Below are 22182 nucleotides of genomic sequence, written 5' to 3'. Positions count from 1 at the left end.
TGCTGAGGCGTAATTGAAAAGTTAGGCAGTGCTGAGTAATCAGCACTGCTTTTTTTGTTTCGACTTTCGTGTTTACGACCAGAACAACAGGGCGACCAACGTTAATACGGCGATACAGCCCCAGTTCAAAAGGAATCCGACACGGATCATTTCGCTTTGCTTAATCTTCCCTGTACCGAAAACAATGGCATTCGGTGGCGTTGCAACGGGCATCATAAATGCGCACGATGCGGCAATGGCAATCAGCACAGACATAACAACTGGCGATAAGCCAAAGGCATCGGCAACCGTGGCAAATAGCGGAATAAACAGCGCAGAAAGGGCGGTATTGCTGACGAACTCGGTTAAAAACACGACAAACGACGCGATAAGAACCAGCACAAGGATTGGACCAAGGTCTGCGACGATTGCGCTAAGTGCACCGGCCAAATACGCGCTGGTGCCTGTGGCTTTGAGTACATTGCTCAAGCAGATGCCACCACCAAAAAGGAGCAGTACGCCCCAGTCGGCGGTCTTTTCTATGTCTTTCCAGTGGACAACACGGGCAAAGCTGACGGCGATAATCGCACCTAACGCGATGACGGTATCGAATTGAGCAAAGCCACCGATCATGGCGTTAATGGGTTTGCTGAATATCCAGAAAATGACCGTTGTCATGAATATTCCCAAGGTGACAACCTTGCCTTTGTCCCAATCTACTTCAGCAGTGTTGAGTGTAAAGCTGCCTTTAAGCTCAGGCTTAAGTAACAGGTGTAACACCATAATTGCAAAAGGGAGCAAAATTGCAGCCATAGGCAGCCCAAACTTCATCCACTCCGTAAAGGTCAAGCCGACTTCAGCAGCAGCAATGGCATTCGGTGGGCTTCCAACAATTGTTGCCATTCCGCCGATACTTGCACTGTAAGCGATACCGAGCAGAACAAATACGTGTGTTTTATGGCCGCTTTGATCATTCACTTTGCTCAATATTCCCAATGCGAGAGGCAGCATCATCGCAGTGGTTGCGGTGTTACTGATCCACATAGAAAGTACGGCAGTAACGCCAAAGAGCATAAATACCGCTGTACTCATCTTGCCCTTTGCAATGGTGAGTACTTTATCTGCAATAACCTGATCCAATCCTTGTCGGTTCATGGCAGCGGCTAACGCAAAGCCGCCAAGAAACAAGAAAATGATTGAGTTTGAAAAGCTACTTAGTGCGATTTGTGTATTAAACACACCAAATAGAATGGCCAGAACGGGAACGAGTATGGCGGTGACAGTGACATGTAACGCTTCGGTGAGCCATAAAATAGCGATAAAGGTTAATAGGCATAAACCGAGAACGACATCTTTCTCCATCGGAAGCGTCACGTAGAGCAATACGAACAGCGCGATATCGGCGAGTATGATTAAGCTATTTCTATTAATTAACCATTCGCGAGTATTTGTGGGTAGTGGAACGCTATCATTTTTATTCATATTATTATTTTCCTTTTTGGGCTACAGAGCGGCGAAGATATTGTCACTAATTTGGAAACGTAAAAATAAGAAAGATGACAAAATGTTGCGTGGATCAAAATGAATTGTTCATTTTGTTAATGGCTGTGTGTTTGTGAGTTAATTCCTTTATCTTTACGATAAAAATACTTAATTCAGTGTTCAATAAGTGTACTTGAATAATAGATTGAGCCGCCTAACCACCTTTTACAACTTATGGATAGGCAATACTACGGTTTCTAAGTTTGTGTTTCTGATAATTGAATCAATGTACGGCGGCATTACTATCTAGGCTTTAAGAAGTTTAGAGCCATAGGTGTTCGTTATGAAATCAGTGTCTAACAAAAGCGTCTGGAAAGGTTTGTCATATCTTTTCTCCAACCTGCCTAAAGTTGAAAAGTGGTTTCACTTTGTGGTTGTGGCTTGGGTTATCGCACAACTCTTGTCTTCGTTTGGTATGCATGTTCATGGGGATACGCCGGCATCGGCATTAACACTCGTCGATAAATTTCACATGTACAGCGGTATCGCTTTAGCACCTATTTCCTTGATTTTCTTTACGCTTATTCTAAAACGCCGCACGATAGCAACTATGTATCCTTGGCTGTTCATGGACTTTGCGGTGATAAAGCAAGACATACAGTCACTTTTTAAGCTCCAGTTACCGGATGCGCGCCCAAAAGGGTTGGCTGCAACAGTAGAAGGGCTAGGTTTGCTGGCTTTACTTTTGGCTATAGCAACGGGGCTTTTGTGGTATGTATTCTTCACGCGTGACGGTTCTGCGCCATTTTTGCTCTCTATTCATAAAACAGCGGTAGGTGCCATTGAGGCGTATTTTTACGGTCATGCCATTTTTGCACTGTTGCATTTGATCAATTGGATGAGAAAGTGACGCGATCTGGTGTATGGCAGTTATCTGATACACGGTTACGATTTGGGACTTCCGTAGTTTGTTGACGAAATGAGGCACTTATTCGGTGACCGAGGTCTTCCGATAGAGGTCTGGCATTTGAAGTGCAGTTGCTTGACGTGAAAGAGCCTCGTCACGAATTGCTGCATTCATCTAGAATTGTCTCAGACGTTTAAATAAAGGAAGAGTCCATGAAAGCGTTCATCATGCTGTTTTTATCGTTGTTTTTGGTCGCAGGTTGTCAGTTGACGCATGTGGAAGGTGAGGTTGATGACGTTAACGTTAAAGTGACGAGCAAGGATGGTGATAAGAGTGACAAAAAAGACAAATCCGAAGGCGACTTCTGTCCTCCAGGCCAAGCGAAGAAGGGACGTTGCTGAGCCAGCTTTCACCCCACTGATGCATTTGCGAAGGCAATTCACCCACCTTACCGTGCTTGATAAGGTGGGTTAGTGTTTCGCTCCTCACCGTGTGGTGTGACGACTATTTCTTATTCGCGTACTTCATGGAATCTAACGCGACCGCGAAGATGATAATGCTGCCTTTAATGATGTATTGCCAATACGGGCTAACGCCAATGTAGGTCATACCGTAGTTGATAACGGTAAAGATAAGTACACCGGTAACTACGCCTGCGATACTGCCCACACCACCGGCAAATGACACACCGCCGACCACACAGGCCGCGATGGCATCGAGCTCATAGAGGAAACCCAAGTTGTTCGTGGCACTGCCGATACGACCTGCTTCCAACATACCGCCGAAGGCATAAAATACACCGGATAGCGCGTACACCTTCAACAAGGTCATTGGTACGTTTACGCCAGATACACGTGCAGCCTCTGGGTTACCACCCACCGCAAAGATGTTTTTACCAAAGACGGTTTTGTTCCAAAGGATCCACATAAACGCAATCGCGATAATGGCGTAGAAGGTGATATATGAGAATCGGAAGTCACCGAGGCGAATAAAGCCTTGTGTAAACTCGGTAAAGCGTGGGTCAAAGCCTGCGATTGGTGATGCACCTACCGCATCGTAGTATAGCGAGTTCACGCCGTACACGATGATCATGGTGCCCAAGGTGGCGATAAATGGCGTTACCTTCAGATAAGCAACGATAACACCGTTGATTAAACCGATGATGGCACCCACCAAACACACCGCAATGATAACGCCAACGATTGGAATTTCCCCAATGCTCGGGAACACCTTATTCACGTTATCGGCAGCTTGCAGCAAGGTGGCTGACAGTACCGCGGCAAGGCCTACCTGACGACCGGCAGAAAGGTCGGTACCTTGAGTAACGATAAGACCCGCAACACCCAGTGCGATAATGACACGCACAGAAGATTGGGTGAGGATATTACTTAAGTTACGCAGGCTTAAAAATGACGGTTCCTGAATAACGATAATCGCTAACAGAATCAAAAGTACCGCGTAAATCGCACCTTCTTTAAGGTGCTTTAAGGCAAATGTTTTTACAGCATCCATAATTCACGTCCTACAGATAGCGAGAGGCCAGCTCTAATATTTCGTTTTGGGAGGTTTCTTTTGTGTTGACGATGCCTGCGGCACGTCCGTTACTCATCACCAGAATTCGGTCAGTGATCCCTAATAACTCGGGCATTTCTGACGAAATGATGATGATCCCTTTGTCTTTTTTGGCCAGCTCCAAGATCAGTTGGTAAATCTCAAACTTCGCGCCCACATCAATGCCGCGTGTAGGTTCATCAAGCATTAGAATTTCTGGTTGGGTTAAGAGCCAACGACCAATGATGACTTTCTGTTGGTTACCACCGGACAGCGAGCCAATCGGTGTTTGATGCGAGGGCGTTTTTACGCGCATTGAATCGATTACCCACTGGGTATCACTTTTCATTTTTGCGTTACTGAGAAGCCCGAATGGGGTTTTATATTCGTTCACGTTCGCAACTAACGAGTTAAACGTGATGTCGAGATTGGAATAGATACCGGTAGAGCGACGTTCTTCCGTCACCAATGCAAAACCGTTGTTGATCGCTTCATTGGCATCGCGGTTACGCATCTCTTTACCGTGTAGCAAGATTTTCCCGTGACTGCATTCGCGCACACCAAACAGGGTTTCCACAATGTCTGTGCGTCGAGAGCCAACCAAGCCTGCAACACCAAGAATTTCCCCCGCACGCAAATCGAACGAGATGTCTTCAATGGATGGTTGGTTAAGTGCCGTGAGGTGCTGAACCTCTAAAATGACATCTTTCGGTGTGTTGGTTTTATCTGGAAAACGGTTAGTCAGTTCACGACCTACCATCATGGCGATGATCTTATCCATCGTTAGGCCTTCCAGAGGGCGAGTATCAACCCACTGACCGTCACGCAAGATGGTGATTTCGTCGCAGATAGCGAAGATCTCTTCCATTTTGTGCGAGATATACACCACGCCGCAGCCTTTGTCTTTCAGCTTTTTGATGATGGTGAAAAGGTGCGTAACCTCTTTCTCCGTCAGAGACGATGTTGGCTCATCCATGATGACGATTTTCGCGTCGTAGGAGAAAGCCTTCGCAATTTCGACCATCTGCATTTGAGAGACTGAAAGCGTGGCGACCTTAACGCGCGGGTCGATTTTAATATCCAGTTCTTCAAAAATGGCTTTTGTGTCTAGATACATTTTGTCGTGATCGACAAAGAAACCTTTTTTGGGATAGCGGCCCAACCAAATATTGTCCATAACTGAACATTGTTTTACTTGGTTTAGCTCTTGGTGAACCATAGAAACACCGGATTCCAATGCTTCTTTTGATGAGGAGAAATTAATTTGTTTACCAAGAAAAACGATATCTCCTTCGTCTTTCTCATAAATACCAAAAAGACATTTTAGTAGCGTTGATTTTCCAGCCCCGTTTTCACCCATTAATGCGTGGATAGAATGTGGGCGGACTTTTAAATTAACGTTGTCTAATGCCTTAACCCCTGGGAATGACTTACTCACGCGAGTCATTTCTAACAGAAATTCGTGTGCTATTTCTTGCATGGCAGCTCTTTATTATTCTGATGAACAATGACCTTGCGGAAAATCAGGCGTCATAAAGTAGCGACGCTTTTTTGCGAGGTAATCGTTGAGGACAAAATAAATAGAATGAGGGTAGGAGGGGAGAGCCCTCCTACCTGATTATTACAGGAACTTTTCTAATGAGTTGATATCAACGCCAACGTAAGGAACACGTACGACTTTGTTCTCAATGACCCACTGTGTGCCTTCGACAGCTTCTTTGCCTTCAGCAAGGTTTCGAGACATTTCAAACGTCGCTTTCGCTTGGTTTGTTGCGTCGTTCAGCACTGTACCTGCCATGTCACCAGATTTAACCAGAGCTAACGCTTCTGCCAGTGCATCTACGCCGTAAACTGGCAGTTTGGTGCCTGCGCCGCGAAGTGCTTCAACGGCACCCATCGCCATGCCATCGTTGTTTGCGATAACGATTTCAATCTTGTTACCGTTAGGACCAGATAGCCAAGCGTCCATCTTGTCTTTTGCCATGGCGGTATCCCACATGCCAGTATCCATGTGGAGCTCTTCAGTTTGGATTCCCTTGTCATTCAAAGTTTTAACCGAGTAACTCGTACGCGCCTCTGCGTCTGGGTGACCCGGTTCGCCTTTGAGCATGACATACTGAAGAATGCCATCACCGTTCTTATCCCACGCCGGGTTGGCTTTCCATTGGTTCGCAATCAATTCACCTTGGATGATGCCAGACTCTTTTGAGTCAGTACCTACGTAGTACGCTTGGTCATAGCTCGCCATGGCGGACTTAGACGGTTCTTTGTTGAAGAACACGATAGGAACGTCATCCATTTTCGCTTTTTGGATAATGGTTGGTGCAGCAGCAGGGTCGACAAGGTTAATAGCCAATGCTTGAACACCGCGCGCTAACATAACGTCTACTTGGTCATTCTGCATAGATTGGCTGTTTTGAGAGTCATTCATAAGCAGGCGCGTTTCGTCATCTGCTTTTGCTTCTTTCTCTATTGCTTGACGAACCACGGACATAAAGTTGTCATCGTATTTATAAATGGTGAATCCCAATGTGGTGTCAGCCATAGCCGGTGCGCCGAATCCCAATCCAGCGGTAAGCATTGCGAGTACAGTCAGCTTTCTCATAGGGTACGTCCTAAAGTGTTGTTATTTTATATAGGTTTGTAGGGTGTATATTTTCTTAAAATTAAATTTTGTGAAAACGTTTACCCGTTTGAGTATATTGAGCACGTGATTAATTAATGTGAACTAAGTGGTGAATTTGTCGCCATGTGTTGTTTTAGTGGGTTTTTATGCCGGATGTGTGATCGTTGAAATACTTCTTAATTGTTTGTGTAAACGTACATCATATTTATGAAATGAAGCATGGTTTTAAATAGGGAAGTCCGCTAAGTCGTGGCAAGAAAGGCGATGCTTCAATCACATTGTTGCGCTGTGTTTTTAAATAATGCATTGAGGGCGAAATGTTTTTGTTTTGATTGTTTTTGTGAGAAATAAATATGACGTGCACGAAGTAATAGGGGCTTGAGGGCGAGACTGACTTGTTGAAGTGACACGTACAGAAACGCAAAGTAGAGAGTAAATCCTTATCGTTCTAATGAAATGGCGTGGAGAAAATAATGCAATATCGTGCGTATTACAAAGATGAACAAGGTAATGACATTGAGATACCGAGCAATGAAGTCTTTATTGAACTGGATAGTGGAGAAACGCTAACAGTTTCGTTGCGGAAACACCCGAAAGGCATCGCCATTTTAGATGAAGAGCAGGGTGAACCGCCGTATGACACTTTTGGCGTACTGAATATTACGCCGGGTGCCTGCAATGTGATGTACGTGAACGCTAAACGACAGAACAACAGAGAGTGACCACGACGCGGAATACGTTGAAAGGTGTGTAGTTCACAATTATTGATAGTCTTATTTTAACTAAGGCGCAATCACATTGCGTTTAGCCGCATGTTGGAGGTACATTACCGCCATCATTTCTTCCGGAGTCTACGCCATAATGAATAACTAATTCCTGTCATCCAATATCACATTTATTTTTTGGATCCGCAGGGTTAGTCGGCGTAGTCGTCATATCTTTTTGCTCATTGTTTTCAATCTGATTTAGCTGAATCACGCATTCTTTGGGCTTATCTGCGCCAGCTCTTCCTGCATATCAGGAGGGCTTTATGCCAATACTTCAAGCAAGTAACCTTTCATTGCGTTTTGCCGATGGCGAAACCCTATTTAATAACATCTCTTTTTCGTTAAATGATCGCCGAACCGGATTGGTAGGGCGAAACGGAGCCGGTAAATCACAATTAGTATCAATGCTGGTGGGGGAACGAGAACCGTCAGAGGGAAGCATTCAGTCCACAGCGTCCATTGGGTTGTTTCGTCAGTCGCACGACGAGGTTATCTCTTCATCACAGACCATTGCAGGCTACCTGCAGGTGGAACACATTATCGACGCCATTAAGGCGATAGAAGCGGGAAGCGTCGATCAGTGCTGGTTTGATTTAGTAGGAGAACAATGGGATTTGGCTGAGGCGTTATGCATTGAATTGCAAACGTTGAAGCTACCAGAAAATCCAGATTTTCTTGTGTCCAAGCTTAGCGGCGGACAACGCGCTAGGTTGACATTGTGGCGGATATTTCGCGCCAACTTTGATGTGCTAATTCTTGATGAACCCACGAACCATTTAGATGCCGAAGGCCAAACGTGGCTGCGTAATCGCCTTGCTGAATTTGAAGGGAAAGCATTGGTAATTAGCCATAACCGCGACTTACTTCGGGATATGGAGTCAATTTGGGAACTCAATACGAAGGGATTGTTCCACTATGGTGGAAACTATGACTTTTATGCCAAACAGAGAGACATAGAGCAAGATGCGCTCGCAAGAAAGTTGGCAGCGACGGAGAGACAGATAAAGAACCTTGATCAGCAAGCGCAACGAAATAAGGAAAAAGCCGCGCAGCGTGGCGCGATGGGAGAACGTGTTCGCAAACGAGGTGGACAGCCTAAAATCTTGCTGAATGCCATGAAAAGCAGTGCGAGCAGTGCGGATTCAAAACGACTGACCAATGAGAGTGCTCGTAGAGAAAAGTTGCAGGAAAAAGCGAGTGCGCTCAATGAGAAAGTAGAACAACGTAAAGCTCTCACTTTTTCGGTTCAATCCTCTTCGGTTAAAGGGGGGCGTTTGCTTTCCATCGAAGAAGGTAGGCTTCCCTTTGGTAGCGATAGGCCAGTGACGTTTACAATGAATGCGAATCAACGCTGTTACCTTGCTGGTAGCAATGGGAGTGGGAAATCTACCTTGCTAAAAGTGATTGATGGCGAGCTGTCTTTGGTGAGTGGTGAGTGTCATGTGGATACGCCCACATTCTATCTTGACCAACATTTTAGCTTTCTCAAGATGGAGATGTCCCTGATTGATAACCTACGCACTTACTGTCCGCACCTTTCGGAAATGGAGGCACGGACGTTACTGGCGGGAATTGGTTTTCGTCGTGAGACGGTATTTAGGCATGTTGTGGCGTTAAGTGGTGGGGAGAAAATGAAACTCGCTATCTCAATCATTACGCATCAGGAAACGCAGCCGTTACTGCTGCTGGATGAGCCAGATAATCACTTGGATTTATCAGCAAAAATATTACTAGCGTCGTCGTTATCATCTTACAAAGGTGCACTGATCTTGGTGAGTCATGACCAAAGCTTTGTCGATGATTGCGGTGAGATGGCTGTCGTCTTGTTGAGTTAATAAAACGTGAGGGCAGGGTGATTGGCTGGCACGGCTACTGTGCCTTTCGCCTTGCCCTAAGCGCGCTACCGCCAATGAAGATGATAATGAAGACGGGAGCGAGCCAAAGCAGTGCGGTTTTGCTGTTGAATGGCGGTTGGTAATGAACCATGTCACCAAAGCGGCGAGACATGTACGCAATCACTTCATTTTCTGTCGCACCTAGCTCCACTTGCTGATAAACCTTTAGCCGCAAGTTCATCGCGACGGGAGAGTTAGATTCAATAAGGTTTTGATTCTGACATTGTGGGCAACGGAGTTCACGCGCCAATTTTAATGCAAGCGTTTGATTTTCTTTGCTCGAGAATTGGAATGTTTCAGCATGGCTTTGTGTGTCTTCATATACAGTCGCAATGGCGGTAGGTGCGAAAGCCAATACTGCTAAGTAACATAATATCCTTACGAGCATTAAGATTTACCTTCTGCGGAGACATTCAATGTTTGGATACGGGAATAGAACTCGTTCTCCCAGACTTGGCTATCCAAAGCGCCCGTGTGGCGATGAACCAGTATGCCTTGACCATCGATAAGGTAGGTTTCCGGCGTGACCATGCTGCCTAGCTCCATCGCTAAAGCACCTTGCGGGTCAAAAATGACGGTTTGATAGGGGTTGCCCGTAGTGTCGAGGGTGTGAATAGCAGCCCCTTTTTTATCCCGATAATTTAGGCCAATGATGGGTACGCCTTGATTCGCCAGTGCCATCAAAAAGTCGTGTTCTTTTTTGCATACCACGCACCACGAAGCCCAAACATTGAGTATTTTCCAGTCTTGTTGAAACAGTGACTCGTCGACTGGTGTCCCATCCAGCGTGGAATAGGTGAATGCAGGAACAGCGTGTCCTTTCATCGGAAAGTTGGTGATTTGCCCTGTGTTGTCTTGATTTATCATGATCCAGAAGAGCGAAAAAATCAGACCTAAAGCACTCAGCAAAGGGAGCAGGAAACGTCGACTTAGCATACAGGCTGACCTCTTACGGTTTCATTGCGTTTATCAAACTGTCGACGCACTTGGCCCAAAACAACACTGAGTCCGGCCATTGCCATCAAGCACGCTCCCAGCCAAAGAAAAGGGATGCCGGGTTTTATTTGTATTCTTACTGCGTAGGTAGTGGCATCAAATTTGGTGCCGAGTGTAATGTAAATATCGTTGAAGCCATCACCGTATATCCCCGCTTCTGACATGTTCATGGTTCTAACGGTGTAATGGCGTTTCTCCGCAGCAACGCTGAACGACGATTTCGTTTCAGTTTTCAGCGAGAATGAAATTCTCTCAGCCGTGTAATTGGGGCCAATATGCCAACTAGAGCCCGCATGAGTGACTGAGTATTCGCCCACCACTGTTCTGTCTCCCTCACGCATTTTTAGGCTAAGTTCTTCGCTATACGTAGAGAGCATTGTCGCACCGACTATGGCGACGGCAAACCCACTGTGCCCAAGCAACATAGGAAAAGCCTTAGCACGCATGGTGTGAGTGAGAGTGGAATGAACAGCGGTGAGAACAAGAAAAAAGGCACAACTAAAACTAAGCATCGCGAGTGGCGATAGCGCAGTGTTATAGGCTTTCGCAAGATAGATTGAAGCAGCCCAACCACAACCAGTGGATAGAAGAAATATCGCCAGAATGGTGTGCTTCTTTCGCCGAAGCAGCAGGGCTGAACCAGCGAGAATGGCACAAGCGAGAGTGAGTGGTACAAAGAGACTGTTGAAATACGGTGCGCCAACAGAAAGCGTACCCAGCCCCAGCGCGTTGTAAATCAAGGGATAGAAGGTACCAAGCATGACGATTAACATCATAGAAACAAGAAATCCTGCCGCTCCCAGCATGAAAAATGACAGACTGTCTATTTGAGTAGGACTTTTTTGCAGCACGAAAAGTCGTGGACCTCGTATTGCATAAAACACCAGTGCGGGAATGAGTACTAAGGTGAAGATAATCAATAGTCCGGTTCCGCGCATTGGGTCGCTGGCAAAGGCGTGAACGGATGTGAGAACTCCCGAGCGAACAATAAACGTGCCCAAGATACTTAAAGAAAAGGTCACGATTGCCAGTAGCAATGACCAAGGAAGCAGAGTTTGTTTCTTTTCAGTGACGATCAGGCAATGGAGCAATGCTGTGGCGGTTAGCCATGGCAACAACGATGCATTTTCAACCGGATCCCAAAACCACCATCCCCCCCAGCCTAGTTCGTTGTAAGCCCACCAGGCACCAACGGCGATACCCGCAGTGAGAAATGCCCAAGCTGCTGATACCCAGACTCGGCATACAGCCGCCCATTTTTTAATAGCAATTGGAGCAGCTATGCCTGCAATAGAGAGAGAAAAAGGAACAGCAAATCCAATGTAGCCGAGGTAAAGAAGCGGAGGGTGAATAATCAATCCAACATCTTGGAGCATCGGATTGAGGTCTCGTCCTGCAGTAGGGAATGTTGGGTCTCTTAGAAAAGGGTTGGAAAGAAAGAGGCAGTAAATACCCAACATTGAGAGAAGCCCACACAGGGTGGCGAGATTGGCTTTTCTGAATGCGCGACTAAAATCGCGCAAGCGTGTGCTGATAATTGCAGTCCAACCAGAAAGCGTGAGCACCATAAACAGAAATGAACCTTCGTGTCCGCCCCAAACCGCGGCCAACTTGAACGGGATTGGCAGAGCGGAGTTGGAATGTTGAGCGACATAGCGGACCGAAAAGTCGTCAGCGTAAAAACAGTATGCAAGAAGCAGTGTCGCCATCAACATGGACACAAATGCAGTAATCGAAAGGATGGCTGGAAAGTCTTCAATGATGGTGTCTGTGCTATTTAACACACGCGCGGGAAGAAGAGCCAATAAGCCCGCCGTACAGGATGAGGCAATGCCAAGAATGAATAGAAAGTGTCCGAGTTCTGCAAGCATTAAATCAGGTGAATCCTAAATAAAGAGCCCGCCTCACCGCTGTATGTCGGAAAGGCGGAGACGATTACACAGTGGTCATTTGACCGGCATAAAGGATAAAGGTACGTAGCATCAAAACGCCCAATAAGCTTAGAGAGGTAACGACTGCCACATAGTGTTTTTTATGACGTGTTTCACCTGCGCTAAATGTATTCATACCAAGTGGTAAGAGCATCCCAAGACCGATCACTCCTATCCAAAACCAGTTAGACCAAAAGCCGCCACCAATGGCTGCCATCACTGCGGCTTCCTTTTGGCCTCCACCAAAGTAGAGTCCCGAGAAGAAGGCGAATAGCACAAACAATTCAAACAGAACGACAGGACGCTCAAAGCGGTGTATCCAGCTTACAGATGGGCTTTTTACTGGCTCTTTAAACCCAAGTATGCCAATCAACAAACATGCGGCTGCACCGGAAGACAGACTCGAAAACAAGAACAGGATGGGCAAAACAGGGTTATTTAGAAGCGGGTACGTTTTTAACGCCGACAAGAGGAAACCAGTGTACGCAGCCAGTATGAACGCGAGAATAGCGAGGGAAACCTCCAGTCCTTTATCAAAACGTTTGGTCAGTTTAAGTGCGGTATTGGCACCAGGGATTTTACTGAGTAGTCCCCCAAACACACGCTGAATGTCCTCAATGAATATGCCTGCAAGCCATGCGAACAGAACGACCATGTAAACTTGGAACAAAATCACACCCATAGACATCACAGATGTAGGATTGAAATAAATCATGATCTTCCAAAATTCCCACGGCTTAGTGAGGTGGAAAACCAAAATCAGGAGACCAAGAATAATACCCAGTGGTGCGATTATTGCGGTCGCGCGAATAATGCCGTTTTTTGACACATCGCCTTCAATGACGTTGCGCTTGAGATAAACCGCAATCATCACCGCTCCCGCCGAAACACCAGCGAGGAACAGATAGACAGCAATGATCCAATCCCATACTAATGAATCAAAATGGAAAGCTTGCTCAATCATACTCATCCTTTAACCTCCCTGATCGAATGGGGAACTTTGTAGAGCTGAGGCTCAGTACCAAGGTGTGATTTATCCCTGTAAACGGTTTTTTCCGAGACTAATTTAGAAATGTTGCTGTTTGGATCGTTTAAATCACCAAATGTCAGAGCTTTGGTTGGGCATGACTCTACACAGGCTGGTTCTTTGCCTTGTGCCAATTGAGTACTTTTACAGAAGTCACATTTGTCAGCCGCTTTGGTTTCAGGGTTAAAAAATCGCACTTGGTAAGGACAAGCGGCAAGGCAATATCCGCAACCTACACATTTATCCGCTTCAACATCCACAATCCCTGTTGCAGGGTCTTTGTAAGCCGCCGCCGTTGGACAGACATAGACACAGGGTGCATTTTCACAATGTTGGCAGGATATGCGTGTGAAGCCATATTTTACGTTTGGATAAGCCCCAACAGGTTCACTCCGCACGATGTTAAGCCGTGAGACACCTTCCGGCACATTGTTTACTTCGCGGCATGCTTCGGTACAGGCAGTGCACCCAATACACAAATTTTCATCATGAACCATACCGTATCGTTTAACGGTATCTTCTGAGTCAGCGGCGGATGCGGTTGAGCTTACGATCTGTGTACCGGCGAGCCCTGTCGTTACAATAATGGCTCCAGTACCGGACAGGAACTGTCGTCTAGAACAACTCATTATTCCTTCTCCTTAGCCAGTCGTTGATCGGTATGGCAATCTACGCAGGTATCAATGGCGGCCTTGCTGGTTAACCCCTTCATCGGGTCTGTTTCAGGGTGGACGGTGTGGCAGGAGGAGCAGGTCAAATCTCTTGCATGTACATCATGCGTCCAATTCGCTTCCTGAAGCTGGGTTGGCTCGTGACAGGTTTCACACGCTTCATTTTGTTTGGTAATCCACTCGATGGATGATGCTGCGATTGACGTACCACTAACACTCTGAGAATGATCAAATTTCACAACGTCTTTTGCGCCGTCGCGATGAGAAGGGGAGATAGAGGTGTGGCAGTCGATGCAGGTCATGCTTCGATTATTGTGCGGATTGATAACGTCTTTGTGTGCCCCCGCGAGCTTATTTTCTTCGTCTTTATGACATTGAACGCACGCGTAATCAGGGTTTCTTTGAAACGTTACCTCATGTTGCAAAGCAGTAGAGTCTGATGAGGATCGGATCTCTTTGTCTTTGCTTTCAGAAGCAACGTGCAAAGATGTTCCCCAAAGGCAAAGCACCGCGAGTAGGGGCACTAACCAGGGGAAATTGGCTTTGATATTGCTCATTTCTCACCTTTTACAGCTCGACAGATAACGCAAAACATCTGACATGGCTGTTTTTAAAAAACACACGACATTGCTAATGAGAGTTAGAACTCAGATAGCAATCACTCATCAACCAGTCGAATTTTTAACGCAGCCACAACGCCGAGCCCTTTTATTAGACGCAAAATGAACGAGCAACGGAAGAATGCAGGTCTCGTTTTCTGATAACTGATAGTTAAAATACATCTTTAATGATTTGGGTCAAAAGATCGTTAACTTTGTTAAAATTTATAAGTTATTCATTGGTTTGCCTTTGTGGATAAAATGTGACCAATCGCAAGTTGTGGTACATAAAGACATATTTAAAGTGTGGTATTTGGTAAAATCATTCCGACTCCAGTTAGTTTTTTTGCGCAATCGAACTCACAACGCCGATTGGACAATAATTCAAACATTGGAGACATTTGCTGTGAGCATTCAATCCACACTCAAAATGGCGACTGCTACCGTTTTGTGGGCGGTAATAGGGGGATCTCTTCTCGGATATTCCTATGACGTCAACGCTGAACGCGTAGAATCAAGAAACGATACCTTTCAATCCTCCCACCCAGAACAATACGACACTTGGAAAGCTACCTCTGACAGTGCTCACCTAGAAGATGCATTGGCGGAAGACCCGAATATGGTGATTCTTTGGGCTGGATATGGTTTTGCGAAAGACTATAACAAGGCACGAGGACATTATTACGCACTTGAAGATGTGCGAAATACACTACGTACGGGTGGCCCAAAGGATGAAAATACAGGGCCGATGCCAATGGCATGCTGGAGCTGCAAAAGTCCCGATGTTGCCCGCGTGATCGATGAGCGCGGAGAAGACGGCTATTTCGAAGGGAAATGGGCACGGCTGGGCAGCGAGATCAGCAATACCATTGGTTGCGCTGATTGCCATGATACAGAAAGTGAAGGCTTTGCTAAGGGGAAGCCAGCATTAAAACTCTCCCGTCCCTATGCAGATCGTGCAATGAACGCGATCAATCAGCCATTTGAAGAACAGAGTCGTTTTACGCAGCAAGCGCAAGTATGTGGGCAATGCCATGTCGAGTATTACTTTGGCGGTAAAACTAAAGCTGTTGTATTCCCTTGGGCGCAAGGCACGAATGTCGATCAGATGGAATCTTATTACGACAATTTAGGGTTTAAGGATTGGACGCACAAACTGTCTAAGACGCCAATGTTGAAAGCGCAACACCCTGAGTTTGAAACGTGGCGTGACGGTATTCACGGTAAGAACGACGTCGGCTGTATCGATTGCCACATGCCAAAAGTTCAGAATGAACAGGGTGTTGTTTACACTGACCACAAAATAGGGAATCCATTCGACCAATTTGAATACACCTGTGCCCAGTGTCATACCCAAGATAAAGCGACGTTGCAAGAAATCGTATCAACGCGAAAAGCGCAAGTGTTGAAGATGAAGTTGACTGCTGAGAAGCATATTGTTGCTGCGCATTTCGAAGCGGCCGCAGCATGGGATGCGGGGGCAACGGAAAGTGAAATGGAACCGATTCTCCAAGATATTCGACATGCTCAGTGGCGTTGGGATTATGCCATCGCATCGCATGGTGTTCATATGCATGCACCAGAAGTCGCTCTTGAAGTATTAGGCACAGCAGTTGATCGGGCGGCGGATGCGCGCACCAAACTGGCACGTTTACTGGCGAGCAAAGGCATCATGGATCCGATTGTCATCCCTGATATTTCTACTAAAGAAGCGGCTCAGGCTGCACTCGGGATGGACATGGAAGCCATGAATGCTGAGAAAGAAGCGTTCCTGAAAAATGTGGTGCCAGTCTGGGAAGAAGAGGCGACTAAACGCGAATCATCGTACTAGTTTGTTCCGCGAGCAATAAACAAAAGGGCCGAATCATATCGGCCCTTTTTGCATTCTCAGCACCTGCGTTAAGGGATGTGAGAAGCAAGGCGTGTATAGAAAAGCTTGAACGCATTTTTACCTAAAGCATTGCTTTTGCATGATTAATGGAGGTGATGATGCTTTCTCTATCGGTAGACGAATGGTTGGCATCGAGAACCCTTACCCATGTATCAATCGCTTTTTGATACTGACCTGATAGGTAGTGGTCAGTTGCAATCAGCGTGAGGGCGGATACGTTTGTGTCATCAATTTCAAGGGCTGTTTTAAGCCAATCTGATGCGACGCTATCCAGTCTTTGATGTTGTTGATAGTAACGCGCGCTCGCTCGCGCTGCGTAGATATCAGCATTTGGCGTATCCGATAGCTTTTCCGCGTAATGATATACTAGCGAGGCATTTTCAAATTCACCACGATCCATGTACTCACCGCCCAATTCAAACCAAAGTGCTCCGTTTTGTTTTTCTTCACGAAGGGCTGACTGTAATTTCTCTAAGTTTGAGATTGAGTTGGTTGTGTTCTTGGTAGACGTGTCGGACTGGCTGATTAGTGCTAACGCAGGTTCGCCTAACAGGTGGTAAAGCGATGTTGATAAAAACGCAATCAAAGAGAACGAGGAGAGTATTAGGAATACTCCGACTTTTTGGGAACGGCGTTTGAAAGCTGCCGCAGTCGCAGCAACCGTCAGGCAACAGCAGAAAGCAAAAAATACAACAACGAAGTCCATGGGCCCGATTTGTTTATGTAGTGTTACTTCGATCGTCGCTTGAATCCGTATCGGTATTCAATGTTTATCGCGGAGAAAAGACCCAAATAGTGAAGCGGTAATCATAAATACGATGTGGTTGCGTTTTGTTCTATCTGCCTGTTGACTCGTGCGAAATTAGACTTGCCGTATGACCTGCCATCGACGCCATGAAAAAGCCGTTAGAAAATTGGCTATTGACGTTATACTCTCGCTCAATTCATTTTTCTATGTTCATCAGGTTGTTTCTCATGCCGTCTTCTCCTGCAAATTCTGTCATTGTGCTCGACTTTGAAACCACGGGGCTATCTCCCAATATGGGCGATCGTGCGATCGAAATTGGTGCTGTAAAATTGATTGACGGTGAGGTAGTAGAGACGTTCCAACAACTCATGAACCCAGGCTGCCGCGTGAGCAGCTTTATTGAAAGTTATACAGGTATCACCAATAACATGCTTCGCACAGCACCCAGTTGTGAAGAGGTGATGGCTCAATTTGCTGAATTTATGGGGAACGCCCATTTAGTGGCCCACAATGCGTCTTTTGATAAGCGGTTTTTGGATGCAGAGCTAGAACGTTTGAATATCCGTTACGCAGGGCAGTTTGCGTGCTCGATGCTGATTGCAAGACGCCTAATACAAGATGCACCAACACACAAATTGGGTGATTTAGTGCGGTATAAGCGAATCGACAACGATGGCGTATTTCACCGCGCGTTAGCTGATGCGGAAATGACGGCGAAACTTTGGTTGGTCATGTTGGAAGAATTGGAGCAAAAGGGCGTATCTAATCCAAGCTTCGGTTTTATGCAAACGGTCAGTAAAACCAGCAAGGGGGCGGTAGGCGGGTTACTCGCACGGGCTCGAGTATAGGGTTAACTTAGGAAAGATAGTCGCAGTGCGTTTACTGCCGTAATTGAAAAACATACCCTCAGCGATCGATGCCTGAGGGTATTACTAGATAATTCAAATATTACCGTTTTTAACCATTTATATTTTAATGGTTTATGGCTTAACTAACGCCGTTCTATTTATTCGACAGAACCAATTAGTGAATTGCCAATGGAAGAGTTTGCTGCGTTAAGCAGGCCGTAATTATCAGAGCTTATATCCCAAGAGAATAAACCGCCCAAATTGTTGTCAACGACATATTTTGATTTGGCCGAAACAGAGCGAGGGTCATCATAGCTGATGTATTGCTTTGTCGTTGGGTTGTACAGATATGGAGCCTCAGCCGCTTCATCGTAGTTATAAATAAATCCTGGATTAGTCAGGTACTTTTCTGCGATTTCTCTATAAGTTGGAAATGCATGTTCCATTGCGCCAGTTGCTTTATTTGGGCCGAAATCAACTTGTCCTGTATCACCTAGTTGAGGTACACCTTCCCAGCCTCTTCCTTCGTTATTAACGCCAATAATCAGTTTTTCTGAAGGTACGCCTCTACTCATTAGATAGTTCATCATAATGTCTGCCCCGCTTTGAGGGAAAGGCTCGACAGCAAAAAGATTTGCAAAGTGTCCGATGTCATTTCTGCCGACGACGAAGAAGTCGTAAGTCATGACAAGGAAGAAGTCTAAATATTGAGTAACATTTTCGTAGTCGATGTATTGGGAAAAGTGCTCAAAACCATTAATTGCAGCCGATAGCTCATAGTGGCGGTTATTTTTGCTTCCGAGTTCATCAAGTGCTGCTCTGAAGCGTTGCATTAATACAGTAAATTGCTGCTTTTCGAATTCTTTTTCTGCTGGCGTAAGTGCGAGATTGGGGTCGTTATCTGGTGTTGTTTCGCCGTCGCCGCCAGGGAATTCCCAGTCAATGTCAATACCATCAAAGACAGGATTGTCTTCTAAGATTTGAATTGATGATTCAACAAATTTATTTATGCCAGCATCTGTCTTAATGAGATCATGAAATGGTCCAGAAAGGGTCCAACCGCCGAAAGATGGGATGATTTTAAGATGTGGGAATTGTTGTTTCAACAAAGCGAGTTCAGCGATATCACCTATGTAATTTGAACCATTATTTTTTATGAATCCGAATGCAGTATAAGGGTCTGCAAAGACTGCTTCACCTACTTCTTTGCCTTCACAAACTCTTTTTAAACGAAGATCTGAAGCGTTCATTTCGCTTTCTGGCTTGGGGCCGCCACAAGGTGATAAAAACGCATAGAAGATATGAGTCAGATCACCACCAGGAATATCAGCGGGAGTGTAATCCCCTTCGTATGCTGTCCAACTCGTATAATACGTTCCGACTACTTTGCCTGAATCCTGATTGTAGTTCGGTTGCACAAACGATCCGGGCTCTCCTGAGCCTGAACCACCACACCCCGAAAGTAAAAGCGGTATTGCACAAAGCCCAAGTAAAAGATTTTTCATAATCAAATAACTCCGTTGATAACCTACTGAATATTCTTTATTAAACTGACAAAATGATATGTCGCTTAGTTAGTTTGTTGAGTAGTGTTCGTCGGAATTTTCGATGGAGTGTTCAAAAATCTAGATATTATGCATTGAAATGTGGTCTCGGTGGGTTTTTAGATAATCTAATCGTCTCCATTCGAGTTGGAGGGGTAGGGAAACTTCACATGGCCAACGCGAATTATAAAAACACTGATCGCCATAATTAGCCCGGCGATAGAGATGGTGATAATCCGCCAATCGTCCATGTTTTTAAGGTCGAGAATTAAATAACGTGCTAACGCAACGATGCCAATGTATAGCGGCATTCTTACGGGGACTTTGCCGGACTCGAAGAAAATAGAGACCATGGCCAACACTTCGAGGTAGATGAACATGAGAAGCAAATCACCGACGGTGACGGTGCCATTGACGAAAACCAAATAGATCTCTTCACCGATCGCGTATGTGGTAGCAATGACGATGAGCGTAAGAACGAGGTGTTCAAGCGAGTGAATGATTTTGATGGTGGCGCGTTGTTTCAACATAAAGCTCAGTCCCTGTGGCTTCTGAGCAGTGTAGCGATGAAATGCCACGTCATGTCGTTTCAAACCTGAGAGTATCTCACGGCTTTGTTTTACACACCTATACCCAAGGATCTCTCAACTTGTTTGGGTATAAAGCCAGATGATTGAGAAGTAGGGTGACAACTGGAAACAAAACAGCCACCAAACGGTGGCTGCTGACTGACAAAATAGCGAACTATTTATTGGCAATGAGATAATTCAATGCACCGCGAATAGCTGCAACTTGTGCGTCATTACATTCTTCGTCGGTGACTTTCGGGCTGTCTGGGTACACTTCCGTTGTCGTGCCAAACTGGCAATTCGTGAAGCCGCTGCAAAGACCCAGTTTTTTGGTTGGATAGTTGATCACGCCTTCTTGCTCAATTGGCGCACCGATGATGTCGCCATTGTCATCCGGTGGCGCAATGTGTGTAACTTTACGCACTTCGTTGATGATGGCAGTTTGGAATTCGGTGTTTGGCGTGTCGCTGTCGCCAACCAGATAGAACCCATCAGGAATCACATCTTCTTCGTACGCTTTACCGTCACGAGCGGCCAGCGCAGGACGGAATTCAGATTCGTCTGTGTCAGTGGTTTCGTGCAGGTCGATATGACAGTAAATTTCGATACCCAAACCTTTCACAAATGCCATGACGTTCGCGGATTCTTCAGCTGGGCTGTTTTTGACGAAAGAACGGTTTGGATCCACAGCATGTGGGTTCCAACGGTTAATGGTTTCATAACCCCATGGGCTTACACATGGCGCAACGATGAAGTTGAAATGCTCGGTGAAGCTTAGCGCTTCAGTATCCAGAAACTTCAGGGCACCGTGCACACCACTGGTTTCATAGCCGTGTACACCACCTGTGATCAGAATGGTTGGTTTTGATGCATCAAAGTGATGTGTGCGAATGCCAAATTGTGGGTAGCGTTCGCGGTCGAAAGACAGCGCGCCATATTGAGTGACGTCAAAGCGGTCTTTCAGTGCTTCGATTTTCGTGACCACATCGTCTTTGTAACTACGCTTGATGCTGGTTGTAGCCAACCACTGCGCTTTTTCTTCGTCCCCCCATGGTTGGCCAGTGGTGCCAATTGGGAATGTGTTTGATGTGCTCATTGTCGTTTCCTTAATGATTGCGTAAAACCGACCTATCAAATCATGTGCGTTGATATCGGCTGTTCTTTTCGAGAGTACCACTCCAATTGACGACTGCAATGGCTAATGCTGTCTCCACAGCCTGAGTGGTGATACTTTACTCAGCTTCCGTGACTAGGTAGTTTTCCAATCGGTCAGATAACCATGCAGTCAGTGCACCGCCTCTTGCATCCATTGCGGTGATTTCCCCGTAAGGTTGCCATTGCATTGCGTTGGAGTGCCTGAGCACCTGCAATGTTCCACTCCTCAGGTATTTACGAAGCAAAGCAGAGGGCACATTTGCCCAGCCTGATCCATCTAACACGGCATCGCGAAGGTGTTCGTAAAATGGCAGTGCGATGTAGTGAGGAGAGATAGGGTCGAGTGCTTTTAGGCCTTCATCGTCGACATAGGCAAGGGTGATCTCGGTGTAGCGTTCTAAATCTGCACGTTGAATACGTTTTACAGTTGCAAGAGGGTGGTCCTTGTGCACCACTGACATCATGCGGACTTGGCCCAACTTTTTCTTGTTGATTCGTCCGAAAGCGCGCGTTTCAGGTAACAGGCCGAACGCCACATCAATCATATTTTCATCTGCCATCTCATAAAGTTCAGGCGGTGGGGCTACGTAGAGTGACACGCTAGATTCAGGAAAATGCTTTTGTATTTCTCGCATGGTTGTGCGCCAAAATGACTCCGGCAATGCATCATCTCGCCCGATTCTTAGGGCAGATTCAACACCACTTTCAAATTGACGACACTTCGCTTGAATATCAATTGATGCTTGTAATAAACGCTCACAGTCATCATGCACCATGCGTCCGACATCAGTGAGTGTTACGCTATTGCCTGATCTCGCAAGTAACTCAACACCAAGGCTATCTTCCAGTGCACTGATGGCTGCACTCACCGTTGTGCGGCTCTTTTCAAGGTCTCTTGCTGCTCCTGCGATCGAGCCAGTTTCTACGGCGGTCAGGAACATTTCTATCTGACTACTTCTCATAAAATGCCTGCAAATTCATCAATAAATTCATAGA

21 protein-coding genes are annotated in these 22182 nt (G+C 46.0%); 6 read left to right on the top strand and 15 right to left on the bottom strand.

Annotation, left to right across the window (positions count from 1 at the left end):
• Nucleotides 1-72 precede the first annotated feature (72 nt).
• Nucleotides 73-1461, bottom strand: coding sequence for an SLC13 family permease (locus tag LRP49_RS01710; protein WP_274139745.1), 1389 nt, complete (start codon nt 1459-1461; stop codon nt 73-75).
• A 343-nt stretch (nt 1462-1804) separates the two neighbouring features.
• On the opposite strand from LRP49_RS01710, the gene LRP49_RS01705 reads away from it, so the two are divergent.
• Together LRP49_RS01705 and LRP49_RS01700 are read left to right on the top strand one after the other, a co-directional pair.
• Nucleotides 1805-2371 (top strand): cytochrome b/b6 domain-containing protein, encoded by a 567-nt coding sequence (locus LRP49_RS01705; RefSeq protein ID WP_274139743.1) that lies wholly within the window; start codon nt 1805-1807, stop codon nt 2369-2371.
• Between the two features lie 209 nt (nt 2372-2580).
• Nucleotides 2581-2769: a hypothetical protein gene (locus LRP49_RS01700; protein ID WP_274139741.1), complete on the top strand. Its 189-nt coding sequence runs from the start codon at nt 2581-2583 to the stop codon at nt 2767-2769.
• Between the two features lie 103 nt (nt 2770-2872).
• Here the strand turns inward: LRP49_RS01700 and mglC are convergent, their stop codons facing one another.
• From mglC to mglB, 3 genes are all read right to left on the bottom strand, one after another.
• A complete protein-coding gene (gene mglC, locus LRP49_RS01695) occupies nt 2873-3880 on the bottom strand; it encodes a galactose/methyl galactoside ABC transporter permease MglC (protein ID WP_274139739.1) in 1008 nt (335 codons plus the stop codon).
• A gap of 10 nt (nt 3881-3890) precedes the next feature.
• Nucleotides 3891-5399, bottom strand: a complete 1509-nt coding sequence (mglA, locus tag LRP49_RS01690; RefSeq protein ID WP_274139737.1) for a galactose/methyl galactoside ABC transporter ATP-binding protein MglA — start codon at nt 5397-5399, stop codon at nt 3891-3893.
• Between the two features lie 141 nt (nt 5400-5540).
• Complete coding sequence (mglB, locus tag LRP49_RS01685; protein ID WP_274139735.1) at nt 5541-6524, bottom strand: galactose/glucose ABC transporter substrate-binding protein MglB; 984 nt, start codon at nt 6522-6524, stop codon at nt 5541-5543.
• A 494-nt stretch (nt 6525-7018) separates the two neighbouring features.
• Here mglB and LRP49_RS01680 point away from each other — a divergent pair, with 494 nt between their 5' ends.
• Nucleotides 7019-7267 (top strand): hypothetical protein, encoded by a 249-nt coding sequence (locus tag LRP49_RS01680; RefSeq protein WP_274139733.1) that lies wholly within the window; start codon nt 7019-7021, stop codon nt 7265-7267.
• Nucleotides 7268-7575: 308 nt separating this feature from the next.
• Complete coding sequence (locus tag LRP49_RS01675; protein ID WP_274139732.1) at nt 7576-9147, top strand: ABC-F family ATP-binding cassette domain-containing protein; 1572 nt, start codon at nt 7576-7578, stop codon at nt 9145-9147.
• Between the two features lie 34 nt (nt 9148-9181).
• Here LRP49_RS01675 and LRP49_RS01670 read toward each other — a convergent pair whose 3' ends face one another.
• From LRP49_RS01670 to nrfB, 6 genes are all read right to left on the bottom strand, one after another.
• Nucleotides 9182-9595 carry a cytochrome c-type biogenesis protein CcmH gene (locus tag LRP49_RS01670; RefSeq protein WP_274139731.1) on the bottom strand — a complete coding sequence of 138 codons (414 nt, stop codon included), beginning with the start codon at nt 9593-9595 and terminating at the stop codon, nt 9182-9184.
• Nucleotides 9595-10143 (bottom strand): DsbE family thiol:disulfide interchange protein, encoded by a 549-nt coding sequence (locus tag LRP49_RS01665; protein WP_274139730.1) that lies wholly within the window; start codon nt 10141-10143, stop codon nt 9595-9597. Before LRP49_RS01665 ends, LRP49_RS01670 begins: the two co-directional genes overlap by 1 nt.
• The gene (locus LRP49_RS01660) at nt 10137-12074 is read right to left on the bottom strand and encodes a heme lyase CcmF/NrfE family subunit (RefSeq protein WP_274139729.1); all 1938 of its coding nucleotides are present in this window, start codon (nt 12072-12074) and stop codon (nt 10137-10139) included. Before LRP49_RS01660 ends, LRP49_RS01665 begins: the two co-directional genes overlap by 7 nt.
• Before the next feature lie 64 nt (nt 12075-12138).
• Entirely contained in the window at nt 12139-13104 is a 966-nt protein-coding gene (nrfD, locus tag LRP49_RS01655; RefSeq protein ID WP_274139728.1) for a cytochrome c nitrite reductase subunit NrfD, read from the bottom strand.
• Nucleotides 13101-13790: a cytochrome c nitrite reductase Fe-S protein gene (gene nrfC, locus LRP49_RS01650; protein WP_274139727.1), complete on the bottom strand. Its 690-nt coding sequence runs from the start codon at nt 13788-13790 to the stop codon at nt 13101-13103. The genes nrfD and nrfC overlap by 4 nt, the downstream gene beginning before the upstream one ends.
• A complete protein-coding gene (gene nrfB, locus LRP49_RS01645; protein WP_274139725.1) occupies nt 13790-14389 on the bottom strand; it encodes a cytochrome c nitrite reductase pentaheme subunit in 600 nt (199 codons plus the stop codon). Before nrfB ends, nrfC begins: the two co-directional genes overlap by 1 nt.
• A gap of 502 nt (nt 14390-14891) precedes the next feature.
• Between nrfB and nrfA the strand changes: the two genes are divergently transcribed.
• Nucleotides 14892-16262 (top strand): ammonia-forming nitrite reductase cytochrome c552 subunit, encoded by a 1371-nt coding sequence (nrfA, locus tag LRP49_RS01640; RefSeq protein ID WP_420791515.1) that lies wholly within the window; start codon nt 14892-14894, stop codon nt 16260-16262.
• 121 nt (nt 16263-16383) lie between these two features.
• Here nrfA and LRP49_RS01635 read toward each other — a convergent pair whose 3' ends face one another.
• The gene (locus tag LRP49_RS01635) at nt 16384-17028 is read right to left on the bottom strand and encodes a hypothetical protein (RefSeq protein WP_274139724.1); all 645 of its coding nucleotides are present in this window, start codon (nt 17026-17028) and stop codon (nt 16384-16386) included.
• A 269-nt stretch (nt 17029-17297) separates the two neighbouring features.
• Here LRP49_RS01635 and LRP49_RS01630 point away from each other — a divergent pair, with 269 nt between their 5' ends.
• Nucleotides 17298-17918, top strand: coding sequence for a 3'-5' exonuclease (locus LRP49_RS01630; RefSeq protein WP_274139723.1), 621 nt, complete (start codon nt 17298-17300; stop codon nt 17916-17918).
• Between the two features lie 158 nt (nt 17919-18076).
• Here the strand turns inward: LRP49_RS01630 and LRP49_RS01625 are convergent, their stop codons facing one another.
• From LRP49_RS01625 to LRP49_RS01610, 4 genes are all read right to left on the bottom strand, one after another.
• Nucleotides 18077-19423, bottom strand: a complete 1347-nt coding sequence (locus LRP49_RS01625) for a glycoside hydrolase family 18 protein (protein WP_274139722.1) — start codon at nt 19421-19423, stop codon at nt 18077-18079.
• 167 nt (nt 19424-19590) lie between these two features.
• Entirely contained in the window at nt 19591-19992 is a 402-nt protein-coding gene (locus LRP49_RS01620) for a phosphate-starvation-inducible protein PsiE (protein WP_274139721.1), read from the bottom strand.
• A 214-nt stretch (nt 19993-20206) separates the two neighbouring features.
• Entirely contained in the window at nt 20207-21127 is a 921-nt protein-coding gene (locus LRP49_RS01615) for a M14 family metallopeptidase (RefSeq protein WP_274139720.1), read from the bottom strand.
• Between the two features lie 136 nt (nt 21128-21263).
• Nucleotides 21264-22148, bottom strand: a complete 885-nt coding sequence (locus tag LRP49_RS01610) for a LysR family transcriptional regulator (protein ID WP_274139719.1) — start codon at nt 22146-22148, stop codon at nt 21264-21266.
• Between the last annotated feature and the right edge of the window lie 34 nt (nt 22149-22182).

Origin of the sequence: Enterovibrio qingdaonensis (assembly GCF_028683135.1) — a bacterium.
Classification (GTDB): Bacteria; Pseudomonadota; Gammaproteobacteria; order Enterobacterales; family Vibrionaceae; genus Enterovibrio; species Enterovibrio qingdaonensis.
The sequence above is the reverse complement of the archived record's forward strand: the minus strand, read 5'-3'. Positions and strand labels throughout refer to the sequence as shown.